This window comes from Caldithrix abyssi DSM 13497 (genome assembly GCF_001886815.1).
GTDB classification, from domain to species: Bacteria; Calditrichota; Calditrichia; order Calditrichales; family Calditrichaceae; genus Caldithrix; species Caldithrix abyssi.
Map to the genome: position 1 here is coordinate 695,848 of NZ_CP018099.1, position 19,152 is coordinate 714,999.

The 19,152-nt window shown below is 46.4% G+C and carries 12 protein-coding genes and 1 pseudogene; 12 read left to right on the plus strand and 1 reads right to left on the minus strand.

Annotated elements, in window-relative coordinates; translation table 11 throughout:
* From Cabys_RS02750 to Cabys_RS02790, 9 genes and pseudogenes are all read left to right on the plus strand, one after another.
* On the plus strand, nt 1-924 hold the full coding sequence (locus Cabys_RS02750; RefSeq protein ID WP_006928593.1) for a glycosyltransferase family 2 protein: 924 nt from the start codon (nt 1-3) through the stop codon (nt 922-924).
* Nucleotides 925-935: 11 nt separating this feature from the next.
* Nucleotides 936-1,970 (plus strand): glycosyltransferase family 2 protein, encoded by a 1,035-nt coding sequence (locus tag Cabys_RS02755; RefSeq protein WP_006928594.1) that lies wholly within the window; start codon nt 936-938, stop codon nt 1,968-1,970.
* Between the two features lie 113 nt (nt 1,971-2,083).
* On the plus strand, nt 2,084-4,480 hold the full coding sequence (locus Cabys_RS02760; RefSeq protein WP_006928595.1) for a glycosyltransferase family protein: 2,397 nt from the start codon (nt 2,084-2,086) through the stop codon (nt 4,478-4,480).
* Between the two features lie 319 nt (nt 4,481-4,799).
* Complete coding sequence (locus tag Cabys_RS02765) at nt 4,800-5,729, plus strand: glycosyltransferase family 2 protein (protein WP_006928596.1); 930 nt, start codon at nt 4,800-4,802, stop codon at nt 5,727-5,729.
* Between the two features lie 9 nt (nt 5,730-5,738).
* Nucleotides 5,739-6,371: a DNA-3-methyladenine glycosylase gene (locus tag Cabys_RS02770; protein ID WP_006928597.1), complete on the plus strand. Its 633-nt coding sequence runs from the start codon at nt 5,739-5,741 to the stop codon at nt 6,369-6,371.
* A gap of 12 nt (nt 6,372-6,383) precedes the next feature.
* Entirely contained in the window at nt 6,384-7,184 is an 801-nt protein-coding gene (locus Cabys_RS02775; protein WP_006928598.1) for a class I SAM-dependent methyltransferase, read from the plus strand.
* 270 nt (nt 7,185-7,454) lie between these two features.
* On the plus strand, nt 7,455-9,116 hold the full coding sequence (locus Cabys_RS02780; protein ID WP_083581042.1) for an IS1634 family transposase: 1,662 nt from the start codon (nt 7,455-7,457) through the stop codon (nt 9,114-9,116).
* 175 nt (nt 9,117-9,291) lie between these two features.
* Nucleotides 9,292-10,156, plus strand: a pseudogene (locus Cabys_RS02785) (DNA-methyltransferase).
* Complete coding sequence (locus Cabys_RS02790; RefSeq protein ID WP_081475050.1) at nt 10,146-10,871, plus strand: PmeII family type II restriction endonuclease; 726 nt, start codon at nt 10,146-10,148, stop codon at nt 10,869-10,871. Before Cabys_RS02785 ends, Cabys_RS02790 begins: the two are co-directional and overlap by 11 nt.
* Here the strand turns inward: Cabys_RS02790 and Cabys_RS02795 are convergent.
* Nucleotides 10,849-12,228, minus strand: a complete 1,380-nt coding sequence (locus tag Cabys_RS02795) for an MATE family efflux transporter (protein WP_006928601.1) — start codon at nt 12,226-12,228, stop codon at nt 10,849-10,851. The two genes, Cabys_RS02790 and Cabys_RS02795, sit on opposite strands and share 23 nt — an antisense overlap.
* 252 nt (nt 12,229-12,480) lie before the next feature.
* On the opposite strand from Cabys_RS02795, the gene Cabys_RS02800 reads away from it, so the two are divergent.
* From Cabys_RS02800 to Cabys_RS02810, 3 genes are all read left to right on the plus strand, one after another.
* Complete coding sequence (locus Cabys_RS02800) at nt 12,481-15,705, plus strand: UvrD-helicase domain-containing protein (RefSeq protein WP_006928602.1); 3,225 nt, start codon at nt 12,481-12,483, stop codon at nt 15,703-15,705.
* A gap of 855 nt (nt 15,706-16,560) precedes the next feature.
* Entirely contained in the window at nt 16,561-17,640 is a 1,080-nt protein-coding gene (ychF, locus tag Cabys_RS02805; protein ID WP_006928603.1) for a redox-regulated ATPase YchF, read from the plus strand.
* Nucleotides 17,641-17,713: 73 nt separating this feature from the next.
* The gene (locus tag Cabys_RS02810) at nt 17,714-19,126 is read left to right on the plus strand and encodes a PhoH family protein (RefSeq protein WP_006928604.1); all 1,413 of its coding nucleotides are present in this window, start codon (nt 17,714-17,716) and stop codon (nt 19,124-19,126) included.
* The last annotated feature ends 26 nt before the right edge of the window (nt 19,127-19,152 follow it).

Consider the following 19,152-nt stretch of genomic DNA (forward strand, 5'->3'; position numbering starts at 1 on the left):
ATGGATTTATCAATTGTCATTCCTTTTTTAAATGAAGAGGATTCTCTCCAGGAATTGGTAGAGCGCATCTACACTCATGTTCGGCCCCTTAATTTGCAATTTGAATTGATCTTTATCGACGATGGGAGCACGGACGACTCAATAAATCGTCTGCTGGAGAGCAAAAAAAAGCATCCTGAGATTAAGATTGTGCGTTTTCGTAAAAATTTCGGGAAAAGCACGGCGCTGTCCGAAGGCTTTGACCGCGCCCAGGGAAAAATCGTCATCACCATGGATGCCGATTTGCAGGACGATCCGGCGGAAATCCCGAACTTGCTAAAAAAACTGGACGAGGGATACGATCTGGTTTCCGGATGGAAAAAGAAAAGGCATGATCCCATCACCAAAACCGTGCCTTCCAAGTTGTTCAATTTTACAACGCGCCTTTTAACAGGCATCAAAATTCACGATTTCAACTGCGGTTTAAAAGCATACCGTAAGGAAGTGATTAGAGCCATACCGATTTACGGCGAATTGCATCGCTACCTGCCGGTGCTGGCTCATTGGCAGGGCTTTCGCGTGGGCGAAATTCCCGTAAAACATCACGCTCGTAAGTTCGGGCACACCAAGTTTGGCGCCCGTCGCTTTTTGAGCGGTTTTTTTGATTTAATTACCGTGTTGTTTATTACCCGTTACAAACACAAACCCATGCACCTGTTTGGTCTGTTTGGTTTGATTAACATGTTTTTTGGCGCGCTCATTCTGGTCGTTCTGGCCATCCAGTGGTTTCAGGGCGAACCGCTTAGTCGCCGTCCCCTGCTCTTTTTGGGCATTTTGCTGGTCATCGTCGGAGTGCAATCGTTCTCGCTGGGCTTAATCGGCGATATGCTAACCAGCAGTAAAGACACGCGCCCCAAATTTGCGGTTAAAGAAGTCATTGAATAAGATGGAAGGCCATGAAATATTACAAGTATTCGATCATCATTCCTTCTTATAATCGAGCGGATGAAATTAAAGAATTGTTGCAATCGCTGGCGGGCCTGGAATTCCCGCTGGAACGATTTGAAATCATCATTGCCGACGACGGCTCTACGGATAATACGCCGCAAATTGTGGAGCAGGCCAGGCATCAATATCCCTTCGATTTAAAGTATTTCACGCAATCCAATCAGGGACCCGGCGCAGCGCGCAACCTGGGAATGCAAAAGGCCGAGGGTGATTTTTTTATTTTTGTCGATTCAGACGTCACGGTTCCTGCCACATGGCTGGCGAATATCGATAAAGCTCTGCATCAGGAAAAAGCCGACGCCTTTGGCGGTCCCGACACCTATCGCAAAGATTTTCCCGCGTTACTCAAAGCCATTAATTATTCCATGACATCCTTTCTGACCACCGGCGGCTTGCGCGGTAAAAAAGGAAAAAAGCTGGCTAAATTTTATCCGCGCTCTTTCAACATGGGCCTGAGCAGAGAGCTCTGGCAGAAAATCGGCGGATTTTCATCTCTGCGTCACGGTCAGGACATTGAGTTTAGCAACCGGATCATTAATTCGGGCGCCAGGGTCATTTTTGTGCACGATGCGCCGGTTTATCATAAACGCAGAACCAGCTTACGTCGATTTTTCAAACAGGTGTTTAACTGGGGCGTGGCGCGCGTCAATCTGTACAAAATGGATCGACGCATGCTGGAATTGGTGCATGTGCTGCCGGCCATTGCTACGCTCATTGTGATTCTGATTGCCCTGCTGGCTGTATTCTGGCAACCAGCAAAAGTGGTTTTCCTCGCCGGATTGGCGCTGGGCGCTTTGTTATTGTTGATCTCCATGATCGACGCCGTTTTCATGTACAAAGAGCTAAAACCAGCCCTCTATTTGCCAGTTGTCATCCCTTTCCAGATTTTTGGCTACGGGCTGGGCTTTATCTACAATTTTATTCGTCGTGTCCTTTTGAAAAAGGGCGCGAAGGTTGGTTTTCAAAAAAATTATTACAAATAAAAGGGCTTTACCATGGCTGCAAAAAAGCAAAAGAAGTCGCATCCTAAAAAACAGGCGCCAAAAAAAAAACGAGCGGATTTACACTATCGCCCAGAACGCAGGATTACCTTGCGGTGGCCTTCCTCTTTTTCTTTTTGTTGATTTTACTTAAACCGCTGGCCATCGATCGTCTTTCACCGCAGGGGGTGGACGTCCTCGGTTCCATTGCAAAGATGCATTCGGTGCGTGAATACAAACAGCAAACGGGCGAGCAGGCCCTGTTTAATCCCAATTTATTTGCCGGCATGCCCATCTACCATCGCCTGAGTCCCAAAGCATTTTCGTTAGATAATTTGATTTCCAGAATGTCCAGGCTGCTGCACGCCGTGTTCTGGTACTATTTACTGGGCGCGCTGGGCGGATTTTTGCTCTTCCGCTATCTTGGCATGTCGCCTTTAATTAGTTTGTTGGGGGGGCTGCTTTTTGTACTGTTTCCTCACTACAAATCGCTTTACACCGAAGGCCACATGGCCAAGTTAATGGCGCTGATGTATCTGCCCTGGGCCTTTTTAACCTTTCGTTATTTGCTGGATAAAAAAACATTGCTTTCCATGGCATTGTTTGCCCTGGCCTTTGGTTTGCAAATTCGTACACAACATTATCAGATCGTTTTTTACACGGGGCTGGCTGTTTTTGCGCTGGGCATTTATCCTGTAATTAAAAACCTGCTGGATAAGGACTGGGCTTCGGCTGGCAAAACGGTGGGCTTGAGTCTTGTGGCGCTCATTCTGGCGGTGGCCATGGCCGCTCAGCCGCTGTTTTTAGCCAAAGAATATCTGCCCTATTCCAAACGCGGCAAAACCACCGTGGATGTCAAACAAACAGGCGCCCGGCAGGAGAAAAGTTCCGGCGTCTCTTTTGATTACGCCACACAGTGGTCCACGCATCCGTCGGAAATATTTACCTGGCTCCTGCCGCATTTTTACGGCGGTATGTCCGGCGAACAGTACGATGGCAGCAAATTCCCGCAGCTTAAAAATCAACGCATCCCCGGCTACTGGGGACACATGCCCTTTACGCAAAGCTACGAGTACATGGGACTGATTATTTTAATGCTGGCGGTAATCGGGCTGATCGCTAACTGGCGCGATGTCACCATTCGCAGCCTGTTTTTTCTTTTGCTGGTGCTGGTTTTACTCTCTTTCGGTCGCCATTTTGCGCTGTTTTACCATCTGTTTTTCGATTACTTTCCTTTTTTCAACAAATTTCGCGCGCCCATGATGAGCGTGACGGTGAGTTATTTTATCATTGTGATTTTCGCCGTCTATGGCTTTAAATATCTGTTAGAATTAAGGCGCGACAAAGTGGACTGGAAACAACAGAAATTAATTTTGTACACCTTTGGCGCTTTTTTTGCTCTGGGCGCGATCTTCTGGTTGTACAGTCTGGGCGCCTCGTTTAGCAAAGTCGGCGAAACGTATCAGGGCCAGACCCTGGAAATCATCAAACAGATCAGGCAGGAGTTGTTCCAGCGTGATTTGATCCGTTATTTTGTGCTCCTCATTCTTACGGGCGGCGCCTTATTTGCCTTTTTAAAGAACAAGCTATCGACCTGGGCTTTAATCTTAGTTTTAGGTCTGTTGCAAATCGGCGACTCTTTGCAGGTGCAGAGTCGGGTAAAACCCCAATATACCGATATTAAACGGCTGGAACGCCAGCATTTTCGACCGACGGAAATCGATCGTTTCTTAAAGAGCGACAAAGACTTATTCCGTATTTTTCCGGCGGGTCAGCTTTTTAGCGATAATCGCTGGGTCTATTTTCACCAATCCATCGGCGGTTACACGCCGATCAAAATGTACGCCATCGAAGAACTGGTCGAAAAAAATATCTACAACGGCTGGGATCGCAACTTGCCCATTAACTGGAATGTGTTAAAAATTCTGAACGTTAAATACGTTATTACCCAACAGCAATTACAGCATCCGTTTCTCCGGCTGGTGAAAAGCGATCCGGGGGCAAAACTGTACGTTTACTATTTTACCGGCTACCTGCCGCGCGCTTTTTTTGTGGGGCAGACGCAGGTGATCAAAGATGAGGTGCAGCGTCTGCACACCATCAACAGCCGCGAGTTTGAGCCGGCCACAACCGCCATTCTGGAAGAGGAATTAACCGAGCCCATTTCTCAACCGGACAGTAGTTTTACAAAAGTACTTAAATTCACGCCCAACGAACTGCAATTGCAGGTTTACACGGATAAGCAGAGCCTGCTGGTCATTTCCGAAGTCTATTATCCGCCAGGCTGGAAAATTTTTATCGACAATCGGCCGGTGCAAAAAATTTACAAGACCGACCACGCCATTCAATCCATTGTGGTGCCGGCCGGCGAACACACGGTTGTGTTAAAGTTCGAGCCAGATTCTTATTTCAGGAACATCAAAATTTCCTACGCCTCGCTGGGCATTATCTATTTGATTTTGCTGGGCTCGCTGGCAGGCCATGTGCTCAGGCGAAAAAAGGGGAAAGTATAAGAGTGTAAGAGTTGAAAAGTTAGATGGATGATCACTGGTCTGTCATTCCAAGTCCCGACTCATCGGGTTAGGAATATCTGTCACCTCTGGATATGACCGCCCACGCCCAGCGTCCCCCTCTCCCAGACTTTTATTCTGGGAGAGGGGGATTGAGGGGGTGAGGGCTAGTGAAGGAAACGCCTTCCGCCGTTGGGAAGAGAAAAGTGTAAGAATTGAAGAGTTAGATGGATGATCACCGGTCTGTCATTGCGAGGAAAGAGGAGCGGCCTGTGACAAGCCGCTTGTTCAATATGTTTCAAAATGAGAAGTGAAATTTACCATGTTCATTTTAATTACCCCGGTGCACAACGAATACGAATTACTCGATGATCTGGTAAACTGCGTGACGCGCAGTAAATTCAAACCGCATATCTGGGTTATTGTGGACGACGCCTCAAATGACGGGAGCGAGAAAAAACTGAAAGAGCTGGCCGCGCGCCATCCGTTCATTCGTGTAAAGAGATTGGATGAACAGCCGGAATACATGGGCTTTCACATTTCCGAAGTCTTTCAGGCTGGAATGGAAACGGTAAAAGACGAAATCGAACACGCGCAGTACATCGGGTTCTTAGACGCCGACATCCGCTTTGGCCCGGGATACTGGCGGCGTCTTAAAGAATTTTTGGACGACCATGCCCGGGTTGGCATTGTTTCCGGAACGCTTTGTTCAAAGAACGCACGCGGTCAGTGGCAGGTCGAGCCCTTTCAACGCAAAGACAATCCTCGCGGCGGTTTGCGCCTGGTGCGCGGCGATTGTTTTAGAGATATCGGCGGGGTACCGCGCAGCCGGGCCTGGGACCCAGTGATGAATGTCAAGGCTCGAACGCAGGGCTGGCAGGTGGTCACTCTAACCGATGTTTTTGCCGTAAGCGTCCGCCCCACCGACGCGCGATTCGATCGCAAATCCGGCGAGCTGAGCAGGGGACAGCGCGACTGGCATTTGCACCATCCCTTTTTTCAGGTTTTAACGCGTGCCTTTTTTAAATCATTAAAGAGTAAATCGTTGATTGGCTGGTATTACATCAAGGGCTATTTGCAGGAAATGCGTCGTGGCGGCGAACAATTTCCTGATCCCGCCGTGCGAGAATATTACCGCAAAGAACGCAGCCGGGAGTGGTTGCGCATCATTCGGGCCAGATTGACCGGAGGCGAAAATGTGCACGGTCTTATTCCGCAGCAGGTGGTGCCGGAAAGTAAAATCTTTGTTTGATGGAATGCAATGCTACTGACAAAATTGTTAAGGTCGCCCTCCAAAAGTAAAAAATTAACGCAAGATTTTTATCTCCGGGGCGATGTAGCGCAAATTGCTCGAATGTTGTTGGGCAAAGTGTTGGTTTCTGAAATCGAGGGAATAAGAACGGCCGGCATTATCGTGGAAACCGAAGCCTACAGCGGAAAGAACGATCGCGCTTCCCATGCGTACAAAAATCGCCGCACCGAACGAACGCGTGTGATGTACGAAGAAGACGGTCGGGCTTACGTTTATCTGATTTACGGTATGTACCATTTGCTCAATGTGGTTACCAACCGGGCGGGCAAACCGGATGCCGTGCTGATCCGCGCCATTGAACCGCTGGAAGGCGTGGAACACATGATGGCCAGAAGAAAACAAAAACGCGTTATCCCCGACCTGACCAACGGGCCAGGAAAGTTGACCAGGGCCCTGGGAATTACTCTGGCTCATTACGGCGTTTATTTAAGCGGAGACCTTTTGTGGATTGAGGACAGAGGGATTGCCCTCCCGCCGCATTTCATTACTGCGGGCCCGCGCATCGGCATTCACTATGCGGGCGAAGACGCCGCCAGACCCTGGCGCTTTTGGGTAAAAGACAATCCTTTCGTAAGCAAATAGCGGAGTTGATCCATGCCTTACAATTTTCATGACGATCGTAAAAAATACTTTCAAATGCAAACCGAGGTGACGGAGCATTTTATCATTCCCTTTATCGAACAGGCCCGGGCCTTGCCCGAAGGCGGACGCGTACTGGAAATTGGTTGCGGCGAGGCCGGCGTGCTAAAGGCTTTTATCAAGCGTGGCTGGCGCGCTGTAGGCGTGGATCTTGCCCCCGAAAAGCTGGCCCTCGCCCGGCAGTTGATGCACGACGAAATAAAGGATGGGCGTCTGGAGTTAATCAACGAAAACATCTACGAAGAGCGTTTTAAGCAGAAATTTAAAAAGCAGTTCGATTTAATCATTTTAAAAGATGTCATCGAACACATCCCCGACCAGCCGCGTTTGCTTTCGTACCTGCACACCTTTTTAAGGGAGCAGGGCGTCATCTTTTTTGCCTTTCCTCCCTGGTACATGCCCTTTGGCGGGCATCAGCAAATGTGCGCCTCCTTCCTTAAAAAGATGCCTTATTTTCATTTGCTGCCCATGCCGCTTTATCGTCTGGTTTTAAAGATGGCCGGAGAATCATCAAATAAAATAGAAGCTCTGGCGGCGAATAAACGAACGGGCATCACCATCGAACGCTTTGAACGGATTTTAAAGAAAAGCGGTTACGCCATTTTAACAAAACGTTTTTACCTGTTTAACCCCATTTACCGTTACAAATTTGGTCTTACGCCAAAAGAACAATATGCTTTGATAGCCCGTTTGCCTTACATCAGAGATTTTTTGACCACCGGCGTTTATTATTTGGTTACAAGATCAAAGGATTAAAACGATTAATGAGTCTCCTCTAAAAAGGTATTGTTATTGAATTTCATGTAAATGGGACTATTGTTTTTATTTAAATTACATAAAATATATTCGTGTCCATTCGTGAAATTCGTGGTTTTTATACCCCCAGTTTGACAGTTAACGCCAAATTTTTCAAAGCCAAATCAAAAAAAACATATAATTAAGTTTCTCTGTTTCAATTTCTTTGTAGTCTATGCAGGCGTGCTTTTTTTATTTGCTATCAAATCGTTTTATTATTATATTCATTCTATGTTTGTTAAGGTAAGTCGATCCAAAAGAAATAACAAAGTCCATGAGACTTTACAAATCGCTGAGTCCTACAGAGACTCAAATGGAAAAGTACGCCATCGAATCTTGCTGCATTTAGGCCCTACCGACAAATTCATCAAAAAAGACGTAGACACGCTTATCAACGGACTTTTAAGGGCTAAGGGGTTAACTTTACAGGACTTAGATAGCAATATTGATAATGTCAAGGCCTTCGGTCAAATCTGGGCGCTTGTCCATTTATGGAAAGAGCTTAAAATGAGCCAGATTATTGCCAGGCAAAAGGAAAAAAGCGGAATAAAGTTTGATCTTGAAGCTCATTTAAAAAGTCTGATATTTAACCGCCTGGATGATCCTTCTTCCAAACTAAAACTACTCACCTGGTTAGAAACCGTTTATATTCCGGGTATCAACAAAGACGACATTCGTTATGAGTATCTTTTAAGAGCGATGGATTTTCTAATAGCTCATAAGGAAAAGATTGAAACCCAACTTGCTAATCGTTTACTAGATCTGTTTAATCAGGATCTAAAGGTTTGTTTTTATGATTTAACATCAAGCTACTTTGAAGCCGAAAACTCATTGGTAGAAGGCGATATTCGTCAGTTTGGTTATAGTCGTGACCACCGCGGAGATAGAGAACAGATCGTAATTGGCGTGGTGATGACCGGAGATGGTATTCCTATAGCCCATTACGTCTTCCCTGGCAATAAGGCTGATCGCTCTACCTTGCAAGAGATGCTCAATGATATTCGCAGGCGATTTAAGGTAAAAGATATCCAGCTGGTGGCAGACAAAGGTTTATTAAGCAATGACAATCTCTGGCATTTAATCCAACAAGGTTATGAGTTTATTCTTGGAGAGAGTGTTCGTCAGAGCAAGGATGTCAAATCGGTTATAAAAGAAGCCAATGCGCATAAAGAGGCGACTGGTGAGACGATCTATGAGCGCCTAACGGAGCGTGAAATCAAGTCAAAAGATGGTAAAAAGGAAAAGATAAAACTTCGTTATGTGGCCAGTTACAATGCCGCCACGGCATTAAAGCGCTATAAAAATCGCATCAATCGTATTAATGAATTTTTAGAGCTGTCAGAAGAGATTAAGAAAAAGGAAATAAACACAGAAGATAAATATCATCAAATAAAGAGTGTATTATCAAGAAAACGTTTAAGTCGTTTCTTTAATGTTGAATTAACAGAAGATACGATAGAGATTCATAAGCAAGATGAGGTATTATCAGAAGAAGAAAAGAGCGACGGTTGGTTTATAGTGATAAGCAATGCTCATGACCTGAGTAAATCAGAACTCATAGCGCGCTATAAAGATTTAAAATATGTGGAGCATGGTTTTTACGAATTAAAGCATAGTTTGAATTTACGTCCCAATTTTCATTGGACAGAGAAGCGTATCAGGGCTCATGTGATGGTATGTTTTCTTGCATTCCAGATGGCGGTATTGTTTGAGAAGCGTTTGAGTGGCATAAAATTAAGTTGGCAGCGTGCTATGGAGAGCCTGCGTCGAGTCGTGGTTGTAGAATGGGAAAATGAAGGGAGACGTCGTAAAGGATTATCCAGAGTGCATGTCGAACAGTTGGAAATATTTCAGGAGATAGGCAGCAGCAAGCCAACGCTTTTATCTTTGTAGTGACAACTCAACGAAAATGAAATTAAACTAACTTAATAATAATAAAGGAATTATGTTCCATACAACTGTCAAACTCAAGTTATACTGAACTCATTAATGATTTTATGATTTTTGTCAAACGTACAAAAATTGTTTATATTTTATCTGTTAAGATAAAGAAGATTGAGAATGCCCGATGATTCCAAAAATTGACATATATCTGGGGGATTGCAAAGACATTTTAAAAGATATCCCGGATAACTCTGTAGATTTAATATTTACCTCTCCGCCTTATGCCGATCAGCGCAGGAATACTTACGGGGGCATTCATCCCGATGATTATGTACAATGGTTTTTGCCGATCTCTCAGGAATTGCTTCGCGTTCTTAAACCAACCGGCACTTTTGCCTTGAACATAAAAGAAAAAGTTGTCAACGGCGAAAGAAGCACCTATGTGATTGAGCTGATTCTTGAATTGAGAAAGCAGGGCTGGCTATGGACAGAAGAGTTCATCTGGCATAAAAAAAACTCCTATCCGGGAAAATGGCCTAATAGATTCCGTGATGCCTGGGAAAGAATCTTGCAATTCAACAAGAATAAAAAATTTAATATGTATCAAGAAGCGGTGATGGTGCCTATTGGCGATTGGGCCAAAACGCGTTTGAAAAAATTAAGCGATCGAGATAAAATCCGCGATGAATCTAAAGTTGGCAGCGGATTCGGCAAAAATATTTCTAACTGGTTAGATAGAAAAATGGTTTATCCAACCAATGTAATCCATCTGGCCACGGAGTGCAGCAATAAAAACCACAGCGCCGCTTTTCCGGAAGGGCTGCCGGAATAGTTTATCAAGTTATTTACGCAGCCCGGTGACACGGTGTTAGACCCGTTTATGGGTTCAGGAACTACACTGTTTGTCGCTCAAAAAAATGGCACGCAATGCGATCGGGATAGAGATCGTTCCTGAATACTTTTCCATGGTTAAAGAACAGCTGGAAAAGGAAGAACTGCCCCTATTTAAATACTATTGGAAGATGTCTGACCAGAACCATCAAAAATGAAGTCGTTAAATATGTTGCAGAACATATTGGCGAATTTCATGCAAAAAGAATTGAAAATCTCAAAAATTTAAAATTAAAAAAAGTATTACGCAGAAAGAATCCCTATCTCTTTAAGGCAAAATATCTTCTGACAGCAGAGCAAATTATTAAAAGTCTGGTGGATGCGCACCTTTCTTCCAATGAGGAAACGCTTTTCGGTGACTGGTTAGAAGGATTGGCTATTTTTGTTAACGGCATCGCCTATGGCGGATGGAAATCGGGGATTTCGGGTATTGATCTGGGATTTAATCACAATCATGTTCGCTATATTGTGGCTATTAAATCCGGTCCTAATTGGGGCAACCAGAGTCAAAAAGAAAAACTAAAAGATTATTTTCGTAAGGCTAAAATAACGCTTCGCACCAGTAGTTCCGGGCTCAATGTGGTAGCTGTCAACGGATGTTGCTACGGGAAATCAAAAAAAGTTGATTATAGAGACTATTTTTTTTACTGCGGCCAACGATTCTGGGAATTTATTTCCGGCGAAAAAGAGCTGTATAAAGAACTAATCGAACCCCTTGGTTATAAAGCAAGAGATAAAAATGAAGAATTTTTGCTTGAATATGCCAGAATGATTAATCGTTTTACCATGGAGTTCAGTCGTGATTTTTGTCGCCAGAGCGGGGAAATTGATTGGCAAAAATTACTGGAATTTAATTCTGGCTATGAAGATTAATTAAGTCCACTTTAGCTTTCAAGCGCTTCCACTCCGGTACTACTAACAGCAGCGTTACGCCTACCGCCAGAATATCAGCCGCCGGAAAAGCCAGCCAGATGCCATCCAGCTTATAAAAACGAGGCAAAATAAAAATCAGCGGCAGTAAAAAAAGTATCTGTCGGGCGATGGCCAGAATAAACGCGGCCAGCGCCTTGCCCAGCGCCTGGAAGTACCCGGCGCCAATCATTTGAAAACCAATCAACGGCGTCAGTAAAATAATCATGCGCAGCGCCCGGGCCCCTTCTTTAACCAGCACAGGATCATCATTAAAAAGAAAAAAGATGGGCTGCGCAAAAATCATCAAAAAGATAAAAATGCCAATGACCGTCAGAGTCGCATACTTAACGGCGAATTTCAGGGTTTGCAAAACGCGCTCGTAATTCCCGGCTCCGTAATTGTAGCCGGTAATGGGCAAAAAGGCCTGCACCAGCCCGAACAGCGGCATAAAGGTCATGCGCAAAATACGGTTAATGATGCCGTAAATGGCCACCGCCATCTCGCCGCCAAAAATAAACAGACTATGGTTTAAAATGGCCGCCAGAACGCTGGCTGCGCCGTGACGGGCAAACGACGAGGCGCCGATGGCTAATATCTCTTTCATCACTTTGAAATTGGGCGAAAAATATTTCCACTCAAAAGTTAAATTACTGCGGCCGCTGTAAAAATAATAAAGCAAAACAAGCAGGGTTAAAAACTGCGAAAGCACGCTGGCAAGGGCAGCTCCCTTGACCCCTAATTTTAAAGTAAAAATAAAAATCGGATCGAAGATGATGTTTAAAACGGCCGCCATAACCATGGTCATCATGGCAAATTTGATGTTGCCCTCGGCGCGGTTTACGTTGTTTAAAATCATGTCAAACATTAAAAATGGCGTGCCGAACAAAATGTACACAAAATAGTCGTGAGCGTAAGACACCATGGCCCCTTGCGAGCCAAAAAGATACAGCAACTCCTCGGCAAACAGGTAGCCCAGAAAGACGATTAAGCTGCTGATGACAATGTTTAACAGCAACACGTTGCCAAATGCGTTTTTTGCGCCGCCTAAATCTTTTGCCCCCAACCTGCGCGAGATGATCGAAGCAGCGCCCAGCCCCAACGTTTGCGACAACGAAAAAATGAGCATTTGAATGGGCATCACGATGGAAACCCCGGCAATGGCCAGCGCTCCCAGGCCGCGGCCGATAAAAATCGTATCCACCACATTGTACAGGGCCATGGCCAGCATGCCCACCGTCGCCGGAACAGAAAGCCGGAACAACAACGGGCCGATCTTTTCTTCGCCTAATGCCCTGCTCGATTTTGCTGCTGGTTTCATACCTTCCCTGCAAATTTTACGCCGCGCCTGAACGGCCAAACGGTTGAGATGTCCCGCCGTAGCGGTAGCAGACTGTGGCAGTGCGTAAGTTATTAAACCTGAAAGACTGCGTCCGGCCACAGGCAAAAAATTTCGTTAAAACGAAAATTAACAATTTAATGGAAATTCACAAAATTTTAAACGGTTTGTTTGCTTTAATTGACAAAAGATTTTAAAATAGCCCTGATTCGTTTTGCAATATGGAGAACTTTTATGCGCTTCATTGCTGATTTACACATACACTCACATTTTTCGGTCGCCACCAGTAAAGATTTAATTCCGGAAAAATTAGATTACTGGGCAAGGATTAAAGGGATCACGGTGGTCGGTACCGGCGACTTTACCCATCCGGGATGGTTGAAGGAGTTGAAGGAAAAGCTGGAGCCGGCTGAAGACGGCCTGTTCAAGCTGAAAGAAGAACTACGGCTGCCCGGCGCTCCCGATACGCCCGTGCGCTTTTTGTTGTCAGCAGAAATCAGCAGCATTTACAAAAAGAACAATAAAGTACGCAAAATTCACAATGTGATTCTGGCGCCCGATTTTGAAAGCGTGGAGCAAATGCAGGCCAGACTTTCCAGAATCGGCAACATCACTTCGGACGGGCGGCCGATTCTGGGGCTTGACGCAAAAGACCTGCTGGAATTAACCCTGGAAGTTAACGAAGACAATTTTTTCATTCCGGCGCATATCTGGACGCCGTGGTTTTCGGCGCTGGGCTCTAAAAGCGGTTTTGATTCCATTGAAGAGTGCTTCGAAGACCTTACGCAATACATTTACGCCGTGGAAACCGGCTTGTCGTCCGATCCGCCCATGAACTGGCTGTGCAGCTTTCTGGATCGCTTTACGCTCATTTCTAATTCCGACGCTCATTCCCCGGAAAAGTTGGGGCGGGAGGCCAATATTTTCCAGGCAGAATTGAGCTACCGCGGCATTATTGAGGCCCTGAAAAATCCAGACAGCCAGAAATTCGCAGGCACGGTGGAATTTTATCCTCAGGAAGGCAAATATCATTTAGACGGGCATCGAAAATGCGGCGTGCGCTGGGATCCCCTGCAAACCTTGCAAAATAAAGGAATCTGTCCGGTCTGCGGGAAAAAGGTGACCGTGGGCGTGCTAAATCGTGTGGCTCAACTTTCTGATCGTGAAGAGATCGAAGAACTCCCGGGCCGTAAGCCGTTTTACTCGCTTATTCCTCTAAAAGAAGCGCTTTCCGAAATTTTACAAACCGGCCCCAATACGAAAACCGTGGATCAGGCCTATCAGGCCCTCATTCAAAAAGCCGGGTCGGAATTTAATCTATTGTTGAATTTACCACTCGATGAAATCAAACAGATGACCAACGAGCTGGTGCACGAGGCCATCCGCCGCATGCGAGAGCGGCGCGTAATCGTCAAAGAAGGCTTCGACGGCGAGTTCGGCCGCATTCGTGTGTTTGGCGAAGGAGAAACCGCTAAGGGTTCCAGTCAACAGTCGCTATTTAATGATCTGGTCGCCGAACCGCAGACGCAATACCATCTGGTAAAGCCCATTCCCTTTGACCTTAAAAAATTTCGTGCGCTGCAAAAAGAGGCGCAACAAGCAGCTCCCTCGCAGGCTTCTTTGTTTGAGTTTGAAAGCGAAGAACTTTTGTTGAAGGATTTAAACGCAGAACAAAAGGCGGCGGTTAAACACTTTCGTGGACCGGCTATTGTGCTGGCCGGTCCGGGAACGGGTAAAACGCGCGTGCTCACGCGGCGCATTGCCTATTTAATTCAAAACGGCCACGTGCCGGCGCAGGAGATTCTGGCCGTTACCTTCACTAACAAGGCCGCGCAAGAAATCCGTCAGCGCGTGGCGGATTTAATCCGTTCCAGAAAAATGGTAAAACAGTTGAACATTGGCACCTTTCACGCCCTTGGCTATCAAATTTTAAATGAAAACGCCGCCCTGCTTAACCGACAGGCGCCCATCGCCATTTTTGACGCGCAAGACCGGAAAAAAATTTTAAAACGGCTGGCTGTGGTTGCCGAAGACGACCTGGAGTCTTTTAACGATTTGATCGGCAAAATAAAACTCTTTTTAGTGGAAACGCCGGAAGACGAAACGTTGCAACTTGCCATGCAAAGCTACGCCGACTTTTTAGAAAGCCAGAATGCCGTTGATCTGGAAGACCTGATCTACCTGACCGTGCAGCTGCTTCGTTCTCACGACGACCTGCTTAAAGCATATCGCCATCGCTTTAAATGGATTCTGGTGGACGAGTACCAGGATCTCAATCGCGGACAGTACGAATTATTGAAATTGCTTGCCGCGGGCAGCGAGCCCAATCTCTTTGTAATCGGCGATCCCGATCAGGCTATTTACGGCTTTCGCGGGGCGGATGTGCATTACATTACACGTTTTGAAACCGATTTTCAGAAGGCCAGGTCGTTCCGACTAAAAATCAGTTACCGTTGTTCGGATAGCATTTTACAGGCTTCCGCTTCCATGCTTTACCGCGGAAAGGGCGGCGGGTTTCTGGAAGGTCTGCACAAAGGCCTTAAAATCCGTCTGGTTGAGGAGGCCAGCGAAAAAAGCGAAGCCGAATTCGTAGCCCGAACCATCGAAGAAATGATGGGCGGTTTGCGTTTTTTTTCCATGGACAGCGCCATCACCCAGGGCAATCAGGCCCAGCGCATTCAGTCGCTTTCCGATTTTGCCATTCTGGTACGCTTGAAAGCCATGATCCCCGTCCTGGAAAAAGCCCTCAACGATCACGGCATTCCTTACCAGGTGGTGGGGCACGATTCCTGGCTGCATGAAGAGCCGGTGCGCTCTGTAATTGAAATTTTACGCTGCACTCTGGCAGGTCAATCGTACTATCTTAAAGAAGGAGCAATGGCGCGCGACGTTAACGGCCAGGACTGGCAGATGCTGGAACAACTGGTCGCCGAGCAAAAAACGGTCAGCGAATTACTCGAATTGATCTCCATCCATTTTGTTCAGCCGCAAAGCCCAAAAGAGAAAAAACGCCTGAAACGATTGTTTGAACTGGCCGCGCCGTTCGGCAAAGACACGCCGGCTTTTTTGCAGTGGGCGTTTTTGGGCCATGGACAGGACCTGTACGCGCCACAAACCGAACAGGTAACCCTGATGACCTTACACGCGGCAAAAGGCCTGGAGTTTAACGCGGTGTTTATCGTGGGCTGTGAACAGGGGCTTTTGCCCTACGCAATTTTCAAAGAACAGGCGGCAGACGTTGAAGAAGAACGACGCCTGCTTTACGTGGGCATGACGCGCGCCATGCACTACCTGTTTTTAACGCACGCCCGCAGGCGCTTCTTATTCGGGCAAACGTATCAACTGCCGCGCAGCCAGTTTTTAGACGCCATCGAACAGGAATTGATCGAGGCGCGCCGCGCAGAGCGTCCGCCCAAACGCAAAAAAGACGACGGACAGCTTTCCCTGTTTGATTTTTAGGATATTTCCTTTGTAGCATCAATCCCGCCATGGCTGATTAGTTGATTGGTTGATTGGTTGAATAGTCGATGGCCTGTCATTTCAAACCTGTTTCTGCAAATGTGGTGAATTCCTGCCACCGTTTATGTAGGGGCGAAGGATTTCCAAGAACAATTCAGCGCTGGTAAGCATTAATCTTTAGTCATATAAAAAAAGCGCTCTGGATAAAGTAGGGTTGGAAATCCTTCAACCTTACAAGTACGTTCATTCCTGATCTTTTGTCTGGGAGTGAGGATCGAACGAACAAGGGTAATTTAATTTAAAATATTCATTGCGCCTTTTGTTACTTCTCTGAGCACCCTGTGGTTGCTTAAATTCCTGCGGGAATGTTTTTGTTTGCTGCTATGCTGTACTTGAATTAAAAATTACGAATTATCACGCGGAGCGGGAGGCTGTGCCCGAATTACGAATAGTAGAGTACCGGTTTGCTTAGCTTGCGTCTTAAATGTTAAATAATTTTCTGCGATGATTGCCGTAATCTGCGAGAAAATTACTTTGCGCACGTTGTGGTTGATTTTGGTTGCGGCTTCGTTTCCTTAAAGTATTTTCCCGTGCTCTGAACGCAGCCGATGGGCGGGGGGGATGCCAACTTGCGGTCACTTCGGCTGCGCTCACTTCGACTTCGCTCAGTGAGCGGGGCAACACTTCGACAACGCTCACTTCGGATGCGCTCAGTGAGCGGGGCAACACTTCGACAACGCTCACTTCGGCTGCGCTCAGTGAGCGGGCCCTCTTTTCTAAACTTTGATTGCGGCATGAGAATTGCTTAAATTAACGAAGTTAAAAAAAACTTCATTCGAAATTTCAGGAGATCAGATGCAAATAGGTATTGTAGGTTTACCCTTTTCCGGAAAAACGACGCTTTTTTCAACCTTACTAAAACATAAAAGTCAGGACGCCGTGGGAAAGATGAGCGCAGAACGCGGCGTGGTTAAGGTTCCCGATGAACGGCTGGACAGACTAACCGAGATGTTTAATCCTAAAAAGAAGGTCAACGCCACCATCGAATATTTGAAGGTGCCGGGTCTGGAAGGCGAATCGGCCGGAACGCGCGGTCTGCCGCCCCAGTTTTTGGCCAATCTTAAAACTGTGGACGCCCTGCTGGTAATGGTGCGCGCTTTCGAAAACGAGTACTACCCGCATCCTTTAAATCGTGTGGACCCCAAAGCGGATATCGAGTTCATCAACGCTGAATTTTTGTTAAGCGATCTGGGAATCGTTGAAACACGCCATGAAAAGTTGAAAAAGCTGGTCAACAAAACCCAGGATGAAAAAGATCGCCGCGAGCTGGCGCTGTTTGAGAAGCTGAAAGAACAACTGGAAAACGAAAAGCCCCTGCGCGAAATGGATTTTGATGAGCACGAGTCGTTGATCCTTAAAGGCTATCAGTTTTTAACGGCCAAACCAGTGCTGTATGTGTTAAATATCGAAGAAAGTCAAATTCCCAATGCCGAAGAAATTGAACGGGAATTTACAGCCTACACGGGGAAAAATGCCGCGGTAACTTCGTTAAGCGCTGAAATTGAAAAAGAGATTTCCGAGCTGGAGGAAGAAGACGCAAAGGTTTTTATGGAAGACCTGGGCATCAAAGAGCCGGCGCTGCACAAGTTGATCCGTAAATCGTACGAGCTGCTGGGGCTGATCTCCTTTTTTACCGTGGGAGAGGACGAGTGTCGTTCCTGGCCCATCCGCAAGGGGACCAACGCCCAGAAAGCGGCCGGCGTCATTCACACCGATCTGGAAAAGGGATTTATTCGGGCCGAAACCGTACACTACGACGATCTGATTCGTCTGGGCTCCATGGCGGCCTGCAAAGAGCAGGGGCTGCTTCGTCTGGAGGGCAAGGATTACATCGTAAAAGACGGAGACATCTTAAATATTCGTTTTAACGTGTAAAGTTAGATCGCTTTTTTACGAATTTACAATAGCAGATTAACCGGAGTTAAACATTGATGAATTATTTTATTCTATGCGTTTAGATTTAAATCCCAAAAGCAAAGAAGATCGGCGACGCTGCCTTATTTTAGATACCAACGTCCTGCTGCACGACCCTTCGGCCATTTTTCGCTTTGAAGAAAACATTGTGCTCATCCCGCTGTTTGTCCTGGATGAAATCGACAGCAAAAAGAGCGATCCGCAGTTAGGGTTTAATGCCAGGGAAATCAGCCAGAAGCTGGAGCAGCTCATTCAAAGAACGGAAAACTGGGAAGAAGGGATTTCCATTCCGAACGGAAGAGGCGGAATTCTTTATTTCGTTAACAATTTTATGTCCAAGAACTTTCCGGACGAGCTGACCCTCAATTACAAAGACAACGCCATGTTATCCCAGATCATGGGCCTGCAGGAGCGTTTTCCGGAACGCGACTTTATCCTGGTTACCAAGGATCGCAATTTGCGGATTAAAGGCTGGGCTCTGCACATTGCCTGCGAAGACTATCTGCACGATAAAATTTCGGAAGAGTATCTGGACAGCTTTTTTCAACCGGTTAAACATTTGCAGTTAACCGGCGAGGAGATCAATGAATTATTCAAATCCAAAGCCACGGAGAACTGGGCCATCTCCTATCGTAAAAAGTGGCGTCTGGCCGAAAATGAAGGCGTGGCCCTGTTTGATCCAGGAGAACAATTTTTTGGCATGGCCATGCGTAAAGGTCATCAACTAAAGTATTTCGACTATTTTTCTACGCGCATTCTGGACATGCCGCCCAAAGTGCTGGACGCCGAAAATCAGCAGTACAATTTTGAACAGGCGGTTTGTATGCAGCAGGCCATGGACGACAGCATTAAGATTCAGATCATTATCGGCAAGGCCGGAACGGGCAAAACACACATCGCCATAGCTGCTGCGCTGGAAAAGGTCTTTAAAGAACGCAAGTACGATTCCATTAAACTGATAAAGCCCGTCATCACCAAAAGCCGCCTGGGCGAAGACATCGGCTTTTTACCCGGTTCTTTAAAACGCAAACTGATTCCCAAAATGCGCCCGTTTGTGGAAAAGCTGCGCCTGTTTACCAGTGAACAATCCGACGAGGGCTACCGAAAATTACTCGATTCCGGGGTGATCGAATTACTCAATCTGGCCGATATTCGCGGCGCCGATCTGGCCAACTCTTTTGTCATCTTTGATGAGGCGCAGAACGCCAACCCCTTTCAAATGCGCACCCTGGGCACGCGCCTGGGCGAAGACACCAAATTGATCGTGCTGGGCGACCCCACGCAAATCGACAGCGTGTATCTGGATAAATACAGCAACGCGCTGATCAACCTTTACGAAAACGCCCTGCAAAATCCCGCTCCCTTTATCGCGCACATCTGTTTAATTCAAATGGTGCGCTCGCACACTTCTCAGTGGTTTGAATCTCATATTCAAAGCGGCCGGTAACGAGCGGCGCGTTTTGTAAAGTTCTG